Origin of the sequence: Bacillus sp. PPSBB_2, assembly GCF_045291115.1 — a bacterium.
GTDB lineage: Bacteria > Bacillota > Bacilli > Bacillales > Bacillaceae_G > Bacillus_A > Bacillus_A cereus.
Map to the genome: position 1 here is coordinate 2,581,125 of NZ_CP147983.1, position 15,050 is coordinate 2,596,174.

Genomic DNA, 15,050 nt, shown 5'->3' on the forward strand with positions numbered 1-15,050 from the left:
ATATGTTAGATCAAAAACAACAATCTAATTCATTTGAAGAACGAGTTGAAACGATTAAACAAGGCGGCGCACCAAAGTATCATGAACAAAATAAAGCAAAAGGAAAATTATTTGTTCGAGATCGTTTAGCGCTTCTATTTGATAATGGCGAATATGTAGAAGATGCATTATTTGCTAACTGTGAACAAACAGGCTTACCTGCGGACGGCGTTGTAACGGCAACGGGTAAAATACATGGTCGTACTGCGTGTGTAATGGCCAATGATTCTACTGTAAAAGCTGGATCATGGGGATCACGCACAGTTGAAAAGATTTTACGTATTCAAGAAACAGCTGAAAAACTACGTGTTCCGTTATTTTATTTAGTTGACTCTGCTGGAGCGCGTATTACAGATCAAGTAGAAATGTTCCCAGGACGCCGTGGTGCAGGAAGAATCTTCTATAATCAAGTGAAATTATCAGGTAAAGTTCCTCAAGTATGCTTATTATTTGGACCTTCTGCAGCTGGTGGTGCCTATATTCCAGCCTTTTGCGACGTTGTAATGATGGTAGAAGGAAATGCATCTATGTATTTAGGATCTCCTCGTATGGCTGAGATGGTTATCGGTGAGAAGGTAACTTTAGAAGAGATGGGCGGAGCTCGTATGCATTGCTCTGTATCAGGATGCGGAGATGTTTTATGTAAGACAGAAGAAGATGCGATTACACAAGCAAGACAATACATTTCATATTTTCCAAACAACTACTTAGAAAAGACTCCATTGGTTACACCTCAAGAACCGAAACAATTCGATAAAACGTTAGAACAAATCATTCCAGAAAATCAAAATGCTCCTTTCAATATGAAAGATCTCATTAATAGAGTTATTGATGAAGGTTCATTCTATGAAGTGAAAAAATTATTTGCTCAAGAGCTAATTACAGGCTTAGCACGTATTGATGGTAAGCCAGTTGGTATTATTGCAAATCAGCCGCGTATGAAGGGCGGCGTATTATTCCACGATTCAGCTGATAAAGCTGCTAAATTTATTAATTTATGCGATGCATATCATATTCCATTATTATTCCTTGCGGATGTACCAGGATTTATGATTGGTACAAAAGTAGAGCGTGCCGGTATTATTCGCCACGGTGCAAAAATGATTTCTGCAATGAGTGAAGCAACTGTACCGAAGATTTCTATCGTTGTTCGTAAAGCATATGGCGCTGGTTTATATGCGATGGCAGGTCCAGCATTTGAACCAGATTGCTGTCTGGCATTACCGACAGCCTCTATTGCGGTAATGGGTCCAGAAGCTGCGGTTAATGCTGTATATGCAAATAAAATTGCAGCTTTACCAGAAGAAGAGCGTGCTAGCTTCATTGCTGAAAAACGTGAAGAGTATAAGAAAGATATTGATATTTATCATTTAGCATCAGAGATGGTGATTGATGGTATTGTTCATCCAAACAATTTACGTGAAGAGTTAAAAGGACGTTTCGAAATGTATATGAGTAAATATCAAGTATTCACAGATCGTAAACATCCTGTATATCCAGTTTAAAAGCCCTATTTAGGGCTTTCTTGCTCAAAAAGTTAAGGAGGGGAAAACATTGAAACAAGCAGTTTGGTTTCCAACAGAAGAGTACAAGGAAAAAACACGTTTATATGGTTGGATGAAATCATTGGGATATGAAGACTATGAAACTTTTTATAATAAATCTATTGAGGAAACAGCTTGGTTTTGGGGAGAGGCAGAAAAAGCAGTAGGCTATCAATGGATGAAACCTTATACAGAAGTGTTAGACTTAGAAAATGGTACACCGTTTGCACAGTGGTATAATGGCGGAACATGTAACGTTGTAGAATCAGCTTTATCCCGCTGGCTTGCGGATGAAGAGACGAGAATACAGCCAGCACTTCAGTACGAAGGGGAAAATGGAACTTCAAAATCATTTACATATGAAGAGCTTGACAACTGGGTAAGCCGTGTTGCGAATGGTTTGAAACACGCGGGTATTGAGAAAGGTGATCGTGTAACAATTTATATGCCGATGATTCCAGAAACAGTTGTTGCGATGCTAGCTGTAATGAAAATCGGAGCAATTATTTCACCAATATTCTCAGGCTTTGCGTCTGATGCAGTCATGACACGTGTGCAAGCGGCAGGTTCAAAAATGATTATTACCGCAGATGGATTTTCACGCCGAGGTAAAATTGTTTCTTTAAAAGATGAAGTAGATAAAGCTTGTGAACATTGCCCAACTGTTGAAAAAGTTGTTATCGTTCGTCATGCAGGAAATGATTTTACACCACATAACTATGACTTTTCGTGGAGTACGCTAGAAAAAGAAAAACCATTCATACATGCCGAGGAAATGCAAAGTGATGATCCATTAATGCTCATTTATACATCAGGAACGACTGGTAAGCCGAAAGGAACAGTACACACGCATGCAGGATTTCCTTTGAAAGCAGCTTTTGATGCAGGATTTGGAATGAATATTAAACAAGGTGATCGTGTATTATGGGTAACTGATATGGGCTGGATGATGGGGCCGTTTCTATTATTCGGTTCACTCATTAATGGAGCAACGATGGTTATGTACGAAGGTGTTCCAGACTTCCCAGAAGCAGACCGGTTATGGGAGACAGTTGATAAATATGAGATTACTCATCTAGGTATTTCGCCAACGTTAATCCGAGCATTGATGGCAAAAGGTGATGAGTATGTCAATAAACATTCTTTAAAGAGTTTGGAAGTATTCGCATCAACAGGAGAACCTTGGAATCCTGATCCATGGATGTGGCTGTTTGAAACAGTTGGAAAAGGAAATGTCCCAATCTGTAACTACTCAGGTGGAACTGAAATCTCTGGTGGGATTTTCGGTAATGTTCTTATTAAGCCAATAGCACCGATTAGTTTTAACGCATCTTTACCAGGAATGGCAGCTGTCGTACTGGATGATCAAGGTAAACCAATTCGAGATGAAGTCGGAGAATTATGCTTAGAGAAACCTTGGGTAGGTATGACGAAAAGCTTCTGGGAAGATGATGAACGTTACGTAAACACATATTGGTCGCGTTTTGAAAATAAATGGGTCCACGGTGACTGGGTCATTTACGATGGTGAACAATATATCATCACAGGGCGTTCAGACGATACGTTAAATATTGCAGGTAAACGTATTGGACCTGCTGAATATGAATCTATTCTTGTGAAACATAACGATGTAATCGAAGCTGCTGCAATTGGTGTACCTGACGAAGTAAAAGGTGAAGTTTGTCATTGTTTTGTAGTGTTAAGAGACCATGTAACATTCACAGGGGAATTAAAGAAAGAATTAATGAGTTTAGTAAACTCTCATATTGGAAAAGCGTTGTGTCCTAAAGACATCCACGTTGTAGAAGATTTACCGAAAACACGTAATTCTAAAGTAATGCGCCGTGTTATTAAAGCAGCTTACTTAGGAAAAGAATTAGGTGATTTATCATCGCTTGTAAATCCTGAAGTAGTTCCGTTTATTCAGGGTTTACAGTCTAGTAAATTATAAAATTAGAAAGGATCTCTATATAAATAGAGCTCCTTTTTTATGTTTATAAAAAGAGAAGAAGTGAAGTTGATGAAGAAGAAAAATTCTACTATTAGTGTTAAGTATGTTTTTTAGTTTTTATCAAAATACGATATTATGGAATGTCTATTCAATGGAGAAATACTAATTTACAACAACAAGGTGATGACAAAGCGTGACTGCTTATATGTCTGTTTAAACCTTTACGTGTTAATATATAAAAAGCTGACTATAAGCAGTCAGCTTTTTATATATTACATTCTAGTATTTATCTCGCTATTTGCCGGGCAGTAATGCCCCCACCTAAAAATTCAGCGAAAGCAAGGAAGTAGGTGAGGGATCAACTTTCCGGAAAAGCCCGATTGGTTCCAAAAGACATATTCTTTCCTTTACGTTGACATTAAAAATATTACCAATTTTTTCTTTTACAATGGCAACAAATAAAGAAACATTTACAACGACACTTATTTCGTTTAGAACTCCAATCATCATCACGATGACACTTTTCTTTAGATTTCCACCAATCATCATTACAATGTTTTTCCTGAGAACTCCAATCGTCATCACAATGACACTTTTCTTTAGATTTCCACCAATCATCACAACAATGCTTTTTCTGAGAACTCCAGCAATCATTTTTCCAGGACATTTATTTCTACCTCCTTTCAATAGTGTTCATATTATTCTATGTTTTAATAAAAAAATGGCTTGTTTATTAACCTACTATTTTATCTTTATATGATAGAGTGTCTTCTACTCGATATAGAATTCATACAAACTATGCTAATTTTTAAGAGAAAGTGGAGAGAACTACTACTAGTTATGGTATTTTTCAATAAACACTTGTTGAAGAAAATGTTCTGATTACAAATAATATCTTATTTTCAAGTACGCTTTTTAAATGTATATTTCACAATGAAAAATGGGAAATCCACAAATAAAGTCTATGTATATGTGAGTTAATGGGAAAATCTAGTGTGTTTTTAAGGGGCGTCTTATTTAAAAGAAAAAAGGTTTGTTTTAGAAAGTGGTGTCTAAACATTAAATGGAGTAGGACTAAATTCACGGCTGCTCATTAAAAAGCTTTTAATTAGGAGAAGTCTGTTTTTATAATGAATAATGAAAAGAAAGTTTGGTACAATTGTTTGTTTTTTTCTTTTTATGTGTTTGCCTCGTACCCTTTTAAGCTAGTGGACATACTTTACTAATAGAAAGGATTAGGGGGTGAGGTATTGGGTTCTCGATTTAATAATTGTAAAAAGAAGTGTACATGTAAACAAGATGATTGTTGGGAAGTATTCGAAGAGTGTAAAAAAGAACAGCATGAGAAATGTGATAATTCTTGTGTACAAGGAATTAGAGATGAACTTAAGAAATTAATTAATCGAACAGTTCAAATTAATACAGAGGGACGTACTTATGTAGGTACTGTTTCGTCTGTAAGTTGTGATGTAGTTAGGCTTGCGGCTATTCCTGGATCGGTTGGAGTAATTATTTCCATTTGCAAAATTGAAGCAATTTTCCCACCGGTTACAACGGTTACTGCTGACTTTGATTTTAATGGTATTGATGTAGCAAACAAAGCATAATTATGCTGCCTTTTTGTAAAGCCATTCACATGAATGGCTTTATTTTAATTTTATATAAAAGGAGAATATATTCTTTATATAGAAATAAGTTTGAGGTTATAAAGCATGATGTACGAAAGGAGCAAGGAAGTGATTAAACTAGAAAGCTTTAAGAAATCTGATTTTAAACAATTAATAAATTGGATTAATTCCGAAGAATTTCTAATACAATGGTCAGGAAATGCATTCACATTTCCTTTAGACGAACAGCAATTAGAGAAGTATATAGAAAGTGCAAATACACTCGCTTTCAAAGTGGTAGATGAAGAGACTTCAGACGTTATTGGACATATTTCGCTTGGGCAAATAGATAATATTAATAAGTCCGCTAGAATTGGAAAAGTATTAGTTGGTAATACGAAGATGAGAGGACGTTCTATAGGAAAACATATGATGAAAGCAGTACTTCATATTGCTTTTGACGAATTAAAACTACATAGAGTAACTCTTGGTGTGTATGATTTTAATACATCGGCCATTTCATGTTACGAAAAAATAGGGTTTGTAAAAGAAGGCTTATTAAGAGAGTCAAAAAGAGTAGGAGAAACGTATTGGAATTTATGGGAAATGAGTATGCTAGAATATGAATGGAAGAAGTAGCAACGATAGTAATTTATAATTATATTATGTTAATAAAGGGGTTTGGTGGGTATAGTGGATAATAAAACAAAAATAATTTCAATTGCAGCTGTTTCGGGAGGAGGTAAAACTACAATTACAGAAAGATTAAAGCATAAGTTTAAAAACTCAAAAGCTCTATATTTTGATAGTTATACATTTGATAACTCTCCTGCTGATATTTGTAAATGGATTGATGATGGGGCGAATTACGACGAGTGGGTATTAACACCATTAATTCATGATATTGAGCAACTTATACAAAATAATACCTTAGACTATATTATTGTAGATTATCCTTTTGCATACTTAAATAGTGAGATGCGAAAATTCATTGATGTAACTATATTTATTGATACGCCTTTAGATATTGCGATGGCTAGAAGGATTTTGCGAGATTTTAAGGAAGGTACAATAGATGAAATACATAATGATTTGGAACATTACATGACATATGCGAGAAAAGCTTATTTAGAGGCAATTCATACTGTTAAGCCGAATTCAGATATCATATTGGATGGTTCTTTATCTGTAAGTGAAATAATTAATCACGCTGTAGAGGAACTTGGCCGAAGAGAAGTGATTGTCAATGGTTAAATGTATAGAGGAATATATACAAGTTGCTGATTTTAAAATGTATACGAAAATATTCCAAGGAAAGAAGAAGCAGCCTGTTATTATATTGGAATCAGGCTATGGTGATTATTCGAAGGCATGGAATCAAACTGCTGAAGAACTGACGGAATATGGTACGGTACTTACATACGATCGGGCTGGATTAGGCAAAAGCGGGAAGAGTTCCAAGAAACGTATTAGTTCTGAAATGGTAAAAGATTTGAGAACATGCTTAAATCTTTTACAACTGAAGCCACCTTATATTTTTGTAGGACATTCTTTTGGTGGTATAAATGCACGTTTATTTACTGATTTTTATCCTGAAGATATGTTGGGAATAGTTTTGGTTGATTCGACACCAGAAAATTATAAAGAAGCATTTTTGCCAATCATGTCTCCAGAATTTCAAGAAGCTTACTATAAACAATTTGTACATGAAAGTTCTTATGAAGAGTTTATGTTTAGTCTGGGTGAAGCAGATAAATATTGTCAGTCGACGAGAGATATTCCACTCGTCGTGTTAGCTGCTGGTAAAAAAGCTTTTTATTCGCAAGATGCACAAATAAAATGGTTACAATTGCAAGAAGAATTATTAAGATTATCAAACAAAAATAAACTAATAATTGCAGAACAAAGTGGTCATTATATTCAAAAAGATGAACCACATTATATAACAGATGCTGTTAGGTGGATAATTGAAGTAAGGGAGAGAGAAATGTGTACACTTTATTTCAATATAATTGGCAAGTAAGAGATGATTGGTTTAAGTGGTGTGAACAACTTTGAGAGGAAGATTTACTTTGCAAACTGGGGGTATGTTAGAAACATGATTTCAAGTATAGTTGGATTAGTGCTCTTCAAGGAGAAGAAGATAGCGAACCGCAATTTAAAGATTATCAATCGATTCAAAAAGTGAAAGCGTTATCTGATTTATATAAACGAGAACTTGAAGTTTTTTTTGCAGTCATGATCATCTAGCCTAGAATGCTAGCACACTTAAAATAAGCCGTATAAAAAGTTAATCATTGGTGCTTTGATTATATAACGTCTGCGAAATAAATAGTGTGAAGGACAGCTATTCTAACAAGTATTTTATGTAACGTTCGTATATTTAAATTTTTTTGTAATTAATCGAATTCTAATTTTTTAGAAACGGATAATGAGGTATGGGTGGTGCTCTTTTTATTGAATAAAATGAGTTTATTTTTCGGAATTTCCTTACAATATAAAAATTAAAATTTTATTTGTTGTTAAGAAAATATATGAGGAAAATAAAAAAAGAGGGCTAATGCCCTCTTTTTCTTTTAATTTGGTAATTAATCACAGATTGGTATCCCAAGCACTCTTAGAGCTAATGCTACTTGAAGGGAAATCTCTAATCTAGCAATTTCAATACCAGCTACTGAAAGAACTAAAAAAGGTTGTCCGTTTACAAATACAACGCAACTATCCATAGTTAAGCCTCCTTTCTAGTAATCTACTATAGTATATGAGTAGAACTTTAAAGTGTAATAGTTCAATTGTTGGATTTAATAGAATTAATAGATTAACCCATTTAAACTAAACAAACGAACACAACGAAAGGAAACAGAGATGGATGTATGCCTCAAAAAACATAGGTTTTAAGACATGTAATGGGATATTAAATTTATCATATTGGTCAGCTATCTATATGGGCGAGAGAGTTAAGCTTGCAACCAGTTTCAGCAAATTTGCTTGGAAGAGGATGATAGAATTAAAAACCGACTTGCATCTCAAGCGCAAGTCGGTTTTATATATATAAGAAGATTTCTTAATTGAAATCCTCGGATTTTTTCTGACGTATATGTAAAAACATTAAGGTGGTAATGATTAAAAAAATCATTATAGTTTGTATAATTAAATTTTTAAACTGAAGCAATATTGTCCAAGATGTAAGGGCGTCTTTAAAAGCTTGGAGTGCAGAGTACGAGGAAGGATCAAAACCATACTGGAGCAACTTTTTTGTTTCAATAAATGAAATGTTTTCTTCATCTGCATCTAATATTACTGAAATTAGTCTAGTATCTCCAAGTTTTGCTGTACTGACAAAACTATAATTACCGTTAGTTGAAAAACTAGTTTGTAAGCCATCAACACCTTGAAGTTTAATGTTTTCATTAAGGGAATATATCATTTTATTCGTATTGAAAACCTGGGAATCTTTGAAGGTAAATTGGTAAGAGGTTAGTTTCGTAATATTCAATACATCTGGAAAATCTTTTACTAATCGTGCTGCTAGTTTAGCTGCGTCTATCGCTGTTGTAGTTGATTGTTTATTTGTATTATTATTAATTCCAGTAGAGTTTAGAAATGGAGATGGTTGTAATAACTTGAGTTCTTTTGCTTTTTTATTCATTAATACTGTAAAGTTATCTTCATTTCCAGCAATGTGTTCTGCTAGGGCGAGTGCAGAACGATTATTCCCTGCCAGTAGCAATGCATGAAGTAAATCACGAACCGTTGTTTTATCATTCGATGTTACTTGTATAGGGCTTGTTTCTACTCGGAAAACTTCGTTACTTATTTGTACGAAGTCATCTAACTGTATTTTTCTATCATTTAGTTGCTCCAATACGATATATTCTGTCATTAATTTAGATAAAGCAGCTGATTGTACTGGAGTTTCTTCATTTTTTTTATAAACAATTTCACCTGAATTAGCATTTATTAAAATAGCTGATTTAGCTTGAATAATCGGACCATTTACATAAAGATAAAAATATAAAACGATAAGTGCAGTAATAAAAAAAGATAATAATAAAATAGCGAATTTCTTTAAGAATTGCATAAGCGATCCTCCTATTATGACATCAATAATAGGATTGTAAAAAGGAATGCTTAATTAGGAAGAAAGAAAAGGTAAAGAATTTCTAAAGAATTATAAAGGATTATTAAATTTAGGGTAATTATGGAAAAAGTTCAATTTCTTATATGGTAAGAAATTGAACTTTTTATTTGTAATATTAACATTTGTATGGGAGTAGTTTTACAGTGAATGTTGTTTTTTCGTCATCACTATATACTTCAATTGTTCCTTTATGCAATTCGACTATACTTTTTGCAATTGCTAATCCAAGTCCAGATCCACCAGTGTTTGTAGAGCGAGATTTCTCAACGCGATAAAAACGTTCAAAAATATGAGGTAAATCCGTACTAGGAATAGGTTGTCCGTAATTTGTTATATCAATTGTAATCATATTATTGCTTTCATAAGCAGTAAGGTCAATATAGCGACCTTCGCTTCCATAAGCGATAGCGTTTATAATAAGATTTTCAAACACACGCACTAATTTGTCACCATCAGCTAATACCATGAGCTTTTGAGACGGGAAAGAAGGCCGACATTCTATATTAGCTTCTTGAAATTGTATACGGAATTGAACAGTTAATTGTCCAAGTAACTCTACAATATCAATAGGAACAGAATACAAGCTTAATTCTTTATTTTGAACACGTGTATATTCGAACAAGTCATTCATTAATGCATTAAGACGAGTTACCTTATCGTAAATGACTTGAATATAGTATCGCAATTCCACTTCATCTCTATAATTATCATGATGGATTAAATTTACGTATCCAACTATAGAGGTAAGGGGAGTGCGTAAGTCATGTGATACATTTGTAATAAGTTCACTTTTTGCTTGTTCAGCTTGTCTTTCTTCATCAATGGAGACTTTTAATTGTTCAACAATTTCATTGACCCCGATTGCTAATTCTTCTAGATAATTATGATTTACAATAGAAACTTTATGATTGAAGTTTCCATTTGCAATATAACGAATTTCTTCTATCATTTTTTTTATACAAGTTTCATAATAAAGTTTTTTCTCGTGACGATAAAAAATGTAAAGATAGGATGAAAAAATAGAAAATAAAAACAAATAAGATACAATCATCATCCATAAAGACTCTTTAATCCCTTTATACTTTTCATAACCAAAAATTCGAATGAATTCTTTACCGAGTTCGGTTAGAGTAAGTGAACTTTCAATTACACTCGTAACGAGGCGATAAATAATTAATTCAGTAATAGGAGTGAGTGTGATAGCTAATAAAAGCCAAAAAATAAGTTTCCATTTAGGAATATCTTTTAATATATCAAATGCTTCATTTCTCAATTTTATAGCCAACTCCCCAAACAGTATGAATAAATTTTTCTCCATTTATTACTGTTTCAAGTTTATCTCGTAAGTTGCTAATATGGACCATTACCGTCTTATTTGAACCATAACCATCTTCATTCCAAACGCGTTCGAAAATTTCTTCTGAACTAAATACTCTTCCTGTATTACTCGCAAGTAAATATAAAATATCGAATTCAATAGAGGTTAGTTTAATGTACTCTCCATTTACTTTAACTGTATGATTATGTTTGTGTATTTCAACAGAGCGAATACGAATAATACCATCTTCATTCTTTTGCGAAGTAGCATTTTGGAAAGAGGATCTTCGTAATAAAGCTTTCACTCTAGCTACTAATTCTAATGGATTGAATGGTTTGATCATATAATCATCGGCACCTGTCATAAGGCCTAATATTTTATCCATATCTTCTGCTTTTGCACTAAGCATTAGAATTGGTACAGTATTATTTTCACGCACTTCCTGACAAACTTCTAATCCGTTTCGTTTTGGCATCATAATATCCAAAATCATAAGGTCAACTTCATATGTAGAAACCTTTTGCAATGCTTCATCGCCATCATAAGCTTTATAAATGTTATAGCCTTCATTTCGCAAATAAACAGCAAGTAATTCAACAATTTCTTTATCATCATCAATAATTAATATGTTTTTATTCATTGTGTAGTTCCTTTCCTTACAAATCATCAACATTACTATAATATCAAACATTTATGTACTTGTAGCGATGATTCTGTATAAAATTTCATATAACGTATTAAAAAGGAGTAAAAAGATTAATATCGAATATAAAATAACAAAGATATTTAGATTCTACATTATAATGAAAGGTAGTTATAAGGGGGATTTTCTATGTTATGTAATGATAAATATTCATTTACTCCAACTGGAAAAATAGAAAATGATATTAAAGCTTTTCTACTAAAATATAATAAAGAGTTTACATATAAACATTCAATTCGTGTGGCAAATGAGGCAAAAAAGATTGCAGAAAAGTTTCACGTAGATAAAGAAAAAGCAGCAATTGCAGGATATTTACATGATATTAGTGGCATTTTTCCAAACGAGGAGCGGATTGCAGTTGCTGAAGAATTTGGTGTAGAAATAGTGGAAGCGGAAAGAAAGTTTCCTATGATTATTCATCAAAAATTATCGAGGGTAATCGCAAAAGAAATATTTAAAGTCGAAGATGAAGAGATTTTAAATGCAATTTGTTGCCATACAACGTTGCGTAAACATGCAACGAAGATGGATTTAGTATTATTTGTTGCAGATAAAATAGAATGGGATCAAAAAGGGACACCACCATATTTAATAGAAATAAAAAAAGGATTGGGAAAATCTTTGGAAAAAGCAGCTTTTGTATATATTTCATATTTGTGGGAAAGGAAAGATACATTGAAAGTTATACACCCGTGGCTAGAAGAAGCATATTGGGATTTAAAAAGAATTGTACAGTAGAAAGGACAAGGAAATGCAATTAAAAGAATATATGAATCAAACATTTCCAGAAGTTACATTAGGACCCTACTTATTATCTCAGTGGGAAAATCATTTGCATTTTGATTTCGGAAAAGATAAATATCAAATTGTAGAAGGAACCAACGATTTAAATATGGAATACTTTTCTCAACTATATACATATAATAAATTCTTATTTGAAGACATATTTTCAAAAGAAGATGTAGTGTTTGTAGTGACAAATGTTTATAGATTTAAAAAGGAAAACATAAAAACTCCACAGAAAATAAATGTATACAATAAATATATTAAGAAAAGAGATTTAAGATTTCATATAAGACAAGAAACATTACCGTTTCTATTTGAAGATGAAGAAGCAGATTTATATTGTACATATCAATTTTCTTTAAAATGTCTCGTAGAAGATATTAAGTATGAATCGCTTATACAAGCTGCTAATCATGAGGATTTTTCTGATTTGTATCCTCGATTTGGACGAAAAAAAGAAATTTTTTATCCAGATGTATTTCTCATTAATGCAACGAAAGATATTGTCATGTTTATGTATGATGATAGAGGATGTGAAGTAATTGCGAAGAATAAAGAAATAATACGAGATTTATATAAGAAATACAAAGAATGGATTCCAGATTATGAACGAGAAAGTATAGATAACATATTTAAATGACAATAGGGGAAGTGAAGCGTGTAATGAAACGTATTGCAATAGTATCTGCATGGGAACCAGAACTGACGTATTTGCATCAACATTATCCGAGTGAACGTGTTGAAAAAAGAGCAGCTTGGGAATTTCATTTTCATACTATTAATGAGCTGGAAATTATATCAGTTGTTACTGGTGTCGGTAAAGTAAGCTGCGCTAGTTGTGTACAATTGTTAATTAGTGAGTTTCAGCCAGATGAGTTGTTTATGACAGGAATATGCGGAAGTTTATCAAACAAGGTGAAAAACGGTCATATTGTAGTCGCACTAAACGCAATACAACATGATGTTACTGCTGCTGGTTCAGGGGAAGATGTTTTTAATTTATATAACGGTAGAACAGCACCTATTGAAACAACAAAATCACTTGTAAGAAGAATAAAAAAAATACGATCGTATGATCCGATACATTTCGGTACATTTTTATCAGGAGATCAACGTATTCGTAGTTCGGAAATGAGATATTTACTCCATACTGTATATGGAGCATTGGCAGTTGATCAAGAAGTAGCAGCTTTCGCCTATGTATGCCAAATAAATAAAAAACCATTTCTCTGTTTAAAAGCTGCTTCAGATCAAGCAAATGATAAAACGAAAGAAGAACAAAAAATCTTTAAAATGCTAGCATGTGAAAGAGCATGTGAGCATTTAATTGCTTTTTTACGTGTTTATGAGGTTAATGTAGTAAATAATAGATAGTTTGTTATAAAACAAATCAATAGTGAGTTATATGTAGGGAAATGTCCGCTTATTTCAAATTAAGAGCTGAAATTTATAATAGATGGAATATATTATATGGGTACACGTTGAGTTTAATATAAGCAGTTGGAGGGCAATTTTATATGATTCAATATAAAAGGTGTAGTGAAGTAAATATTGATTTAGTATATGAAGCTTTTAAAGATGGATTTTCAGATTACATTATTAAGATGGAGGTTTCAAAAGAGGATTTTATACAACGTTTTTTGGGACCAGAAGGTAATTTGCTAGAACATTCTTTTCTTGCTTTAGAAGAAGGCAAACCTGTTGGCGTAATACTAGGTGGTATAAAGGATTATGAAAGTATAAAGACTATGCGCTGTGGAACATTAGCGGTTCATCCTAATTACCGCGGTATTGGTGTAAGTCAAAAATTATTTGAACTGCATAAAGAAGAGGCGATTCAACATGGATGTAAGCAACTTTTTCTCGAAGTCATTGTAGGAAATGACCGAGCGATTCATTTTTATAATAAGTTGGGCTATGAAAAAGTGTACGATCTTTCTTATTATAATTTAAATGATTTGACTAAAATAATGAATAAAGATTGTAAGGATAGTGAAGTAAAACAATTAGAATTTCCAATTTTTAAAGATGAAATTCAGAAATGGTTAAACTTCCATATAAATTGGCAAAATGATATTGATTATATCAAAAAAACAAATAATGTATTTTATGGTGCATATGTCGATAATGACTTAAAAGGCTCTCTATGTGTAAATAAACAAGGTAAAATTAGTTTTATTTTCGTAGACAAAGATTATAGAAATATTGGTGTTGGGATGAAATTATTACAAGTAGCAAGAGAAGAATTAAATTTATCAAGTTTATCAATTGGGTTTCCTAACAATAATTTACTGGAAGGTTTTCTTAAGAAATGTGGATTTGAAAAGAATTCTTTAGCGCAATATGAAATGTATTTATTACTCTAAGAGCGGAAAGATTTATTCTTTTCGCTTTTTATTTTGCTGTTATGTTGGTAAATGCTCCGCAACTATAATTTATAATGAGAGGGATTTTGTTTATCCTTAAGTTATTTTTTAAATTGTCAATTTCATGCTAATAATTTTCTTTGTATAATATTCTAATTTTATGTAGAATAGATACGATGGGAGGGGATGAAATGAATAATGGATTAAAGTTTAAGATTTTTGAATTGCATTGTCTCGTTCAAAAGACTTATTCTGATATTAAAATAGCGTGTAATATTGCTATTTATCAAGAAAACACTTCTAAATATTTAATTTCATTAGGATTTTTAAATAAATCATATATGACTTATATAGAAGCAAAAAGATTCTATCGCGAAAATGAAGAGCTTGTAAGTGTAGAATTTGATAATTTCTTTGATATGTATGATAAATTAGAAAACGAATTAAAACAAGTTATTTCAACTGAAGATAAAAATCCTTCATTGCTACATAGCAGACTTGATCAGTTTCAACAGAAAGTTGAAAATATAAATGACCTAATAAAAGTATTGCAAAATGCTCGTTAATGAATGCTTTTTTCTTTTTTGTATAGAAA

16 protein-coding genes and 2 pseudogenes are annotated in these 15,050 nt (G+C 32.5%); 13 read left to right on the forward strand and 5 right to left on the reverse strand.

Annotation, left to right across the window (positions count from 1 at the left end):
- Positions 1-2 precede the first annotated feature (2 nt).
- Both V6946_RS12880 and V6946_RS12885 read left to right on the forward strand, forming a co-directional pair.
- Complete coding sequence (locus tag V6946_RS12880; RefSeq protein WP_000886744.1) at positions 3-1,544, forward strand: acyl-CoA carboxylase subunit beta; 1,542 nt, start codon at positions 3-5, stop codon at positions 1,542-1,544.
- 49 nt (positions 1,545-1,593) lie between these two features.
- Complete coding sequence (locus tag V6946_RS12885) at positions 1,594-3,534, forward strand: AMP-binding protein (protein ID WP_000806481.1); 1,941 nt, start codon at positions 1,594-1,596, stop codon at positions 3,532-3,534.
- A gap of 321 nt (positions 3,535-3,855) precedes the next feature.
- On the opposite strand, the gene V6946_RS12890 is transcribed toward V6946_RS12885, so the two are convergent.
- A complete protein-coding gene (locus V6946_RS12890) occupies positions 3,856-4,221 on the reverse strand; it encodes a hypothetical protein (protein ID WP_081631431.1) in 366 nt (121 codons plus the stop codon).
- A gap of 563 nt (positions 4,222-4,784) precedes the next feature.
- Between V6946_RS12890 and V6946_RS12895 the strand changes: the two genes are divergently transcribed.
- The 5 genes and pseudogenes from V6946_RS12895 to V6946_RS12915 form a co-directional block, all read left to right on the forward strand.
- Positions 4,785-5,141 carry a hypothetical protein gene (locus tag V6946_RS12895; protein WP_000535577.1) on the forward strand — a complete coding sequence of 119 codons (357 nt, stop codon included), beginning with the start codon at positions 4,785-4,787 and terminating at the stop codon, positions 5,139-5,141.
- A 105-nt stretch (positions 5,142-5,246) separates the two neighbouring features.
- Positions 5,247-5,780, forward strand: coding sequence for a GNAT family N-acetyltransferase (locus V6946_RS12900; protein ID WP_000990082.1), 534 nt, complete (start codon positions 5,247-5,249; stop codon positions 5,778-5,780).
- Between the two features lie 45 nt (positions 5,781-5,825).
- Positions 5,826-6,395: an AAA family ATPase gene (locus tag V6946_RS12905; protein ID WP_000513268.1), complete on the forward strand. Its 570-nt coding sequence runs from the start codon at positions 5,826-5,828 to the stop codon at positions 6,393-6,395.
- Complete coding sequence (locus tag V6946_RS12910) at positions 6,388-7,164, forward strand: alpha/beta fold hydrolase (RefSeq protein WP_000237651.1); 777 nt, start codon at positions 6,388-6,390, stop codon at positions 7,162-7,164. The genes V6946_RS12905 and V6946_RS12910 overlap by 8 nt, the downstream gene beginning before the upstream one ends.
- A pseudogene (locus V6946_RS12915) lies at positions 7,131-7,379 on the forward strand (damage-inducible protein DinB); the annotation flags it as partial. The gene V6946_RS12910 and the pseudogene V6946_RS12915, both read left to right, overlap by 34 nt.
- A gap of 350 nt (positions 7,380-7,729) precedes the next feature.
- Here the strand turns inward: V6946_RS12915 and V6946_RS12920 are convergent.
- Positions 7,730-7,867 (reverse strand): DUF3956 domain-containing protein, encoded by a 138-nt coding sequence (locus V6946_RS12920; protein WP_000376554.1) that lies wholly within the window; start codon positions 7,865-7,867, stop codon positions 7,730-7,732.
- A 165-nt stretch (positions 7,868-8,032) separates the two neighbouring features.
- Here V6946_RS12920 and V6946_RS12925 point away from each other — a divergent pair.
- Positions 8,033-8,143, forward strand: a pseudogene (locus V6946_RS12925) (damage-inducible protein DinB); the annotation flags it as partial.
- 62 nt (positions 8,144-8,205) lie between these two features.
- Here V6946_RS12925 and V6946_RS12930 read toward each other — a convergent pair.
- From V6946_RS12930 to V6946_RS12940, 3 genes are all read right to left on the reverse strand, one after another.
- Positions 8,206-9,222 carry a D-alanyl-D-alanine carboxypeptidase family protein gene (locus V6946_RS12930; protein WP_006917594.1) on the reverse strand — a complete coding sequence of 339 codons (1,017 nt, stop codon included), beginning with the start codon at positions 9,220-9,222 and terminating at the stop codon, positions 8,206-8,208.
- Positions 9,223-9,397: 175 nt separating this feature from the next.
- Entirely contained in the window at positions 9,398-10,555 is a 1,158-nt protein-coding gene (locus V6946_RS12935) for a cell wall metabolism sensor histidine kinase WalK (RefSeq protein WP_001243307.1), read from the reverse strand.
- The gene (locus tag V6946_RS12940; protein WP_001038807.1) at positions 10,545-11,240 is read right to left on the reverse strand and encodes a response regulator transcription factor; all 696 of its coding nucleotides are present in this window, start codon (positions 11,238-11,240) and stop codon (positions 10,545-10,547) included. Before V6946_RS12940 ends, V6946_RS12935 begins: the two co-directional genes overlap by 11 nt.
- A 192-nt stretch (positions 11,241-11,432) precedes the next feature.
- Between V6946_RS12940 and yqeK the strand changes: the two genes are divergently transcribed.
- From yqeK to V6946_RS12965, 5 genes are all read left to right on the forward strand, one after another.
- Positions 11,433-12,041 (forward strand): bis(5'-nucleosyl)-tetraphosphatase (symmetrical) YqeK, encoded by a 609-nt coding sequence (gene yqeK, locus V6946_RS12945; RefSeq protein ID WP_000882449.1) that lies wholly within the window; start codon positions 11,433-11,435, stop codon positions 12,039-12,041.
- A gap of 13 nt (positions 12,042-12,054) precedes the next feature.
- Positions 12,055-12,729 (forward strand): DUF3885 domain-containing protein, encoded by a 675-nt coding sequence (locus V6946_RS12950; RefSeq protein ID WP_001176116.1) that lies wholly within the window; start codon positions 12,055-12,057, stop codon positions 12,727-12,729.
- The gene (gene mtnN, locus V6946_RS12955; protein ID WP_001987381.1) at positions 12,726-13,463 is read left to right on the forward strand and encodes a 5'-methylthioadenosine/S-adenosylhomocysteine nucleosidase; all 738 of its coding nucleotides are present in this window, start codon (positions 12,726-12,728) and stop codon (positions 13,461-13,463) included. Before V6946_RS12950 ends, mtnN begins: the two co-directional genes overlap by 4 nt.
- A 143-nt stretch (positions 13,464-13,606) precedes the next feature.
- Positions 13,607-14,455, forward strand: coding sequence for a GNAT family N-acetyltransferase (locus tag V6946_RS12960; protein WP_006917597.1), 849 nt, complete (start codon positions 13,607-13,609; stop codon positions 14,453-14,455).
- A 191-nt stretch (positions 14,456-14,646) separates the two neighbouring features.
- Entirely contained in the window at positions 14,647-15,021 is a 375-nt protein-coding gene (locus tag V6946_RS12965) for a hypothetical protein (protein WP_001059025.1), read from the forward strand.
- Positions 15,022-15,050: the final 29 nt, after the last annotated feature.

Coding starts and splice junctions, on each gene's coding strand:
- V6946_RS12880 (WP_000886744.1), top strand. CDS start 3: ATGTTAGATCAAAAACAACAATCTAATTCATTTGAAGAACGAGTTGAA.
- V6946_RS12900 (WP_000990082.1), top strand. CDS start 5,247: ATGATGTACGAAAGGAGCAAGGAAGTGATTAAACTAGAAAGCTTTAAG.
- V6946_RS12910 (WP_000237651.1), top strand. CDS start 6,388: ATGGTTAAATGTATAGAGGAATATATACAAGTTGCTGATTTTAAAATG.
- V6946_RS12920 (WP_000376554.1), bottom strand. CDS start 7,867: ATGGATAGTTGCGTTGTATTTGTAAACGGACAACCTTTTTTAGTTCTT.
- V6946_RS12930 (WP_006917594.1), bottom strand. CDS start 9,222: ATGCAATTCTTAAAGAAATTCGCTATTTTATTATTATCTTTTTTTATT.
- V6946_RS12940 (WP_001038807.1), bottom strand. CDS start 11,240: ATGAATAAAAACATATTAATTATTGATGATGATAAAGAAATTGTTGAA.
- yqeK (WP_000882449.1), top strand. CDS start 11,433: ATGTTATGTAATGATAAATATTCATTTACTCCAACTGGAAAAATAGAA.
- V6946_RS12950 (WP_001176116.1), top strand. CDS start 12,055: ATGCAATTAAAAGAATATATGAATCAAACATTTCCAGAAGTTACATTA.
- mtnN (WP_001987381.1), top strand. CDS start 12,726: ATGACAATAGGGGAAGTGAAGCGTGTAATGAAACGTATTGCAATAGTA.
- V6946_RS12960 (WP_006917597.1), top strand. CDS start 13,607: ATGATTCAATATAAAAGGTGTAGTGAAGTAAATATTGATTTAGTATAT.
- V6946_RS12965 (WP_001059025.1), top strand. CDS start 14,647: ATGAATAATGGATTAAAGTTTAAGATTTTTGAATTGCATTGTCTCGTT.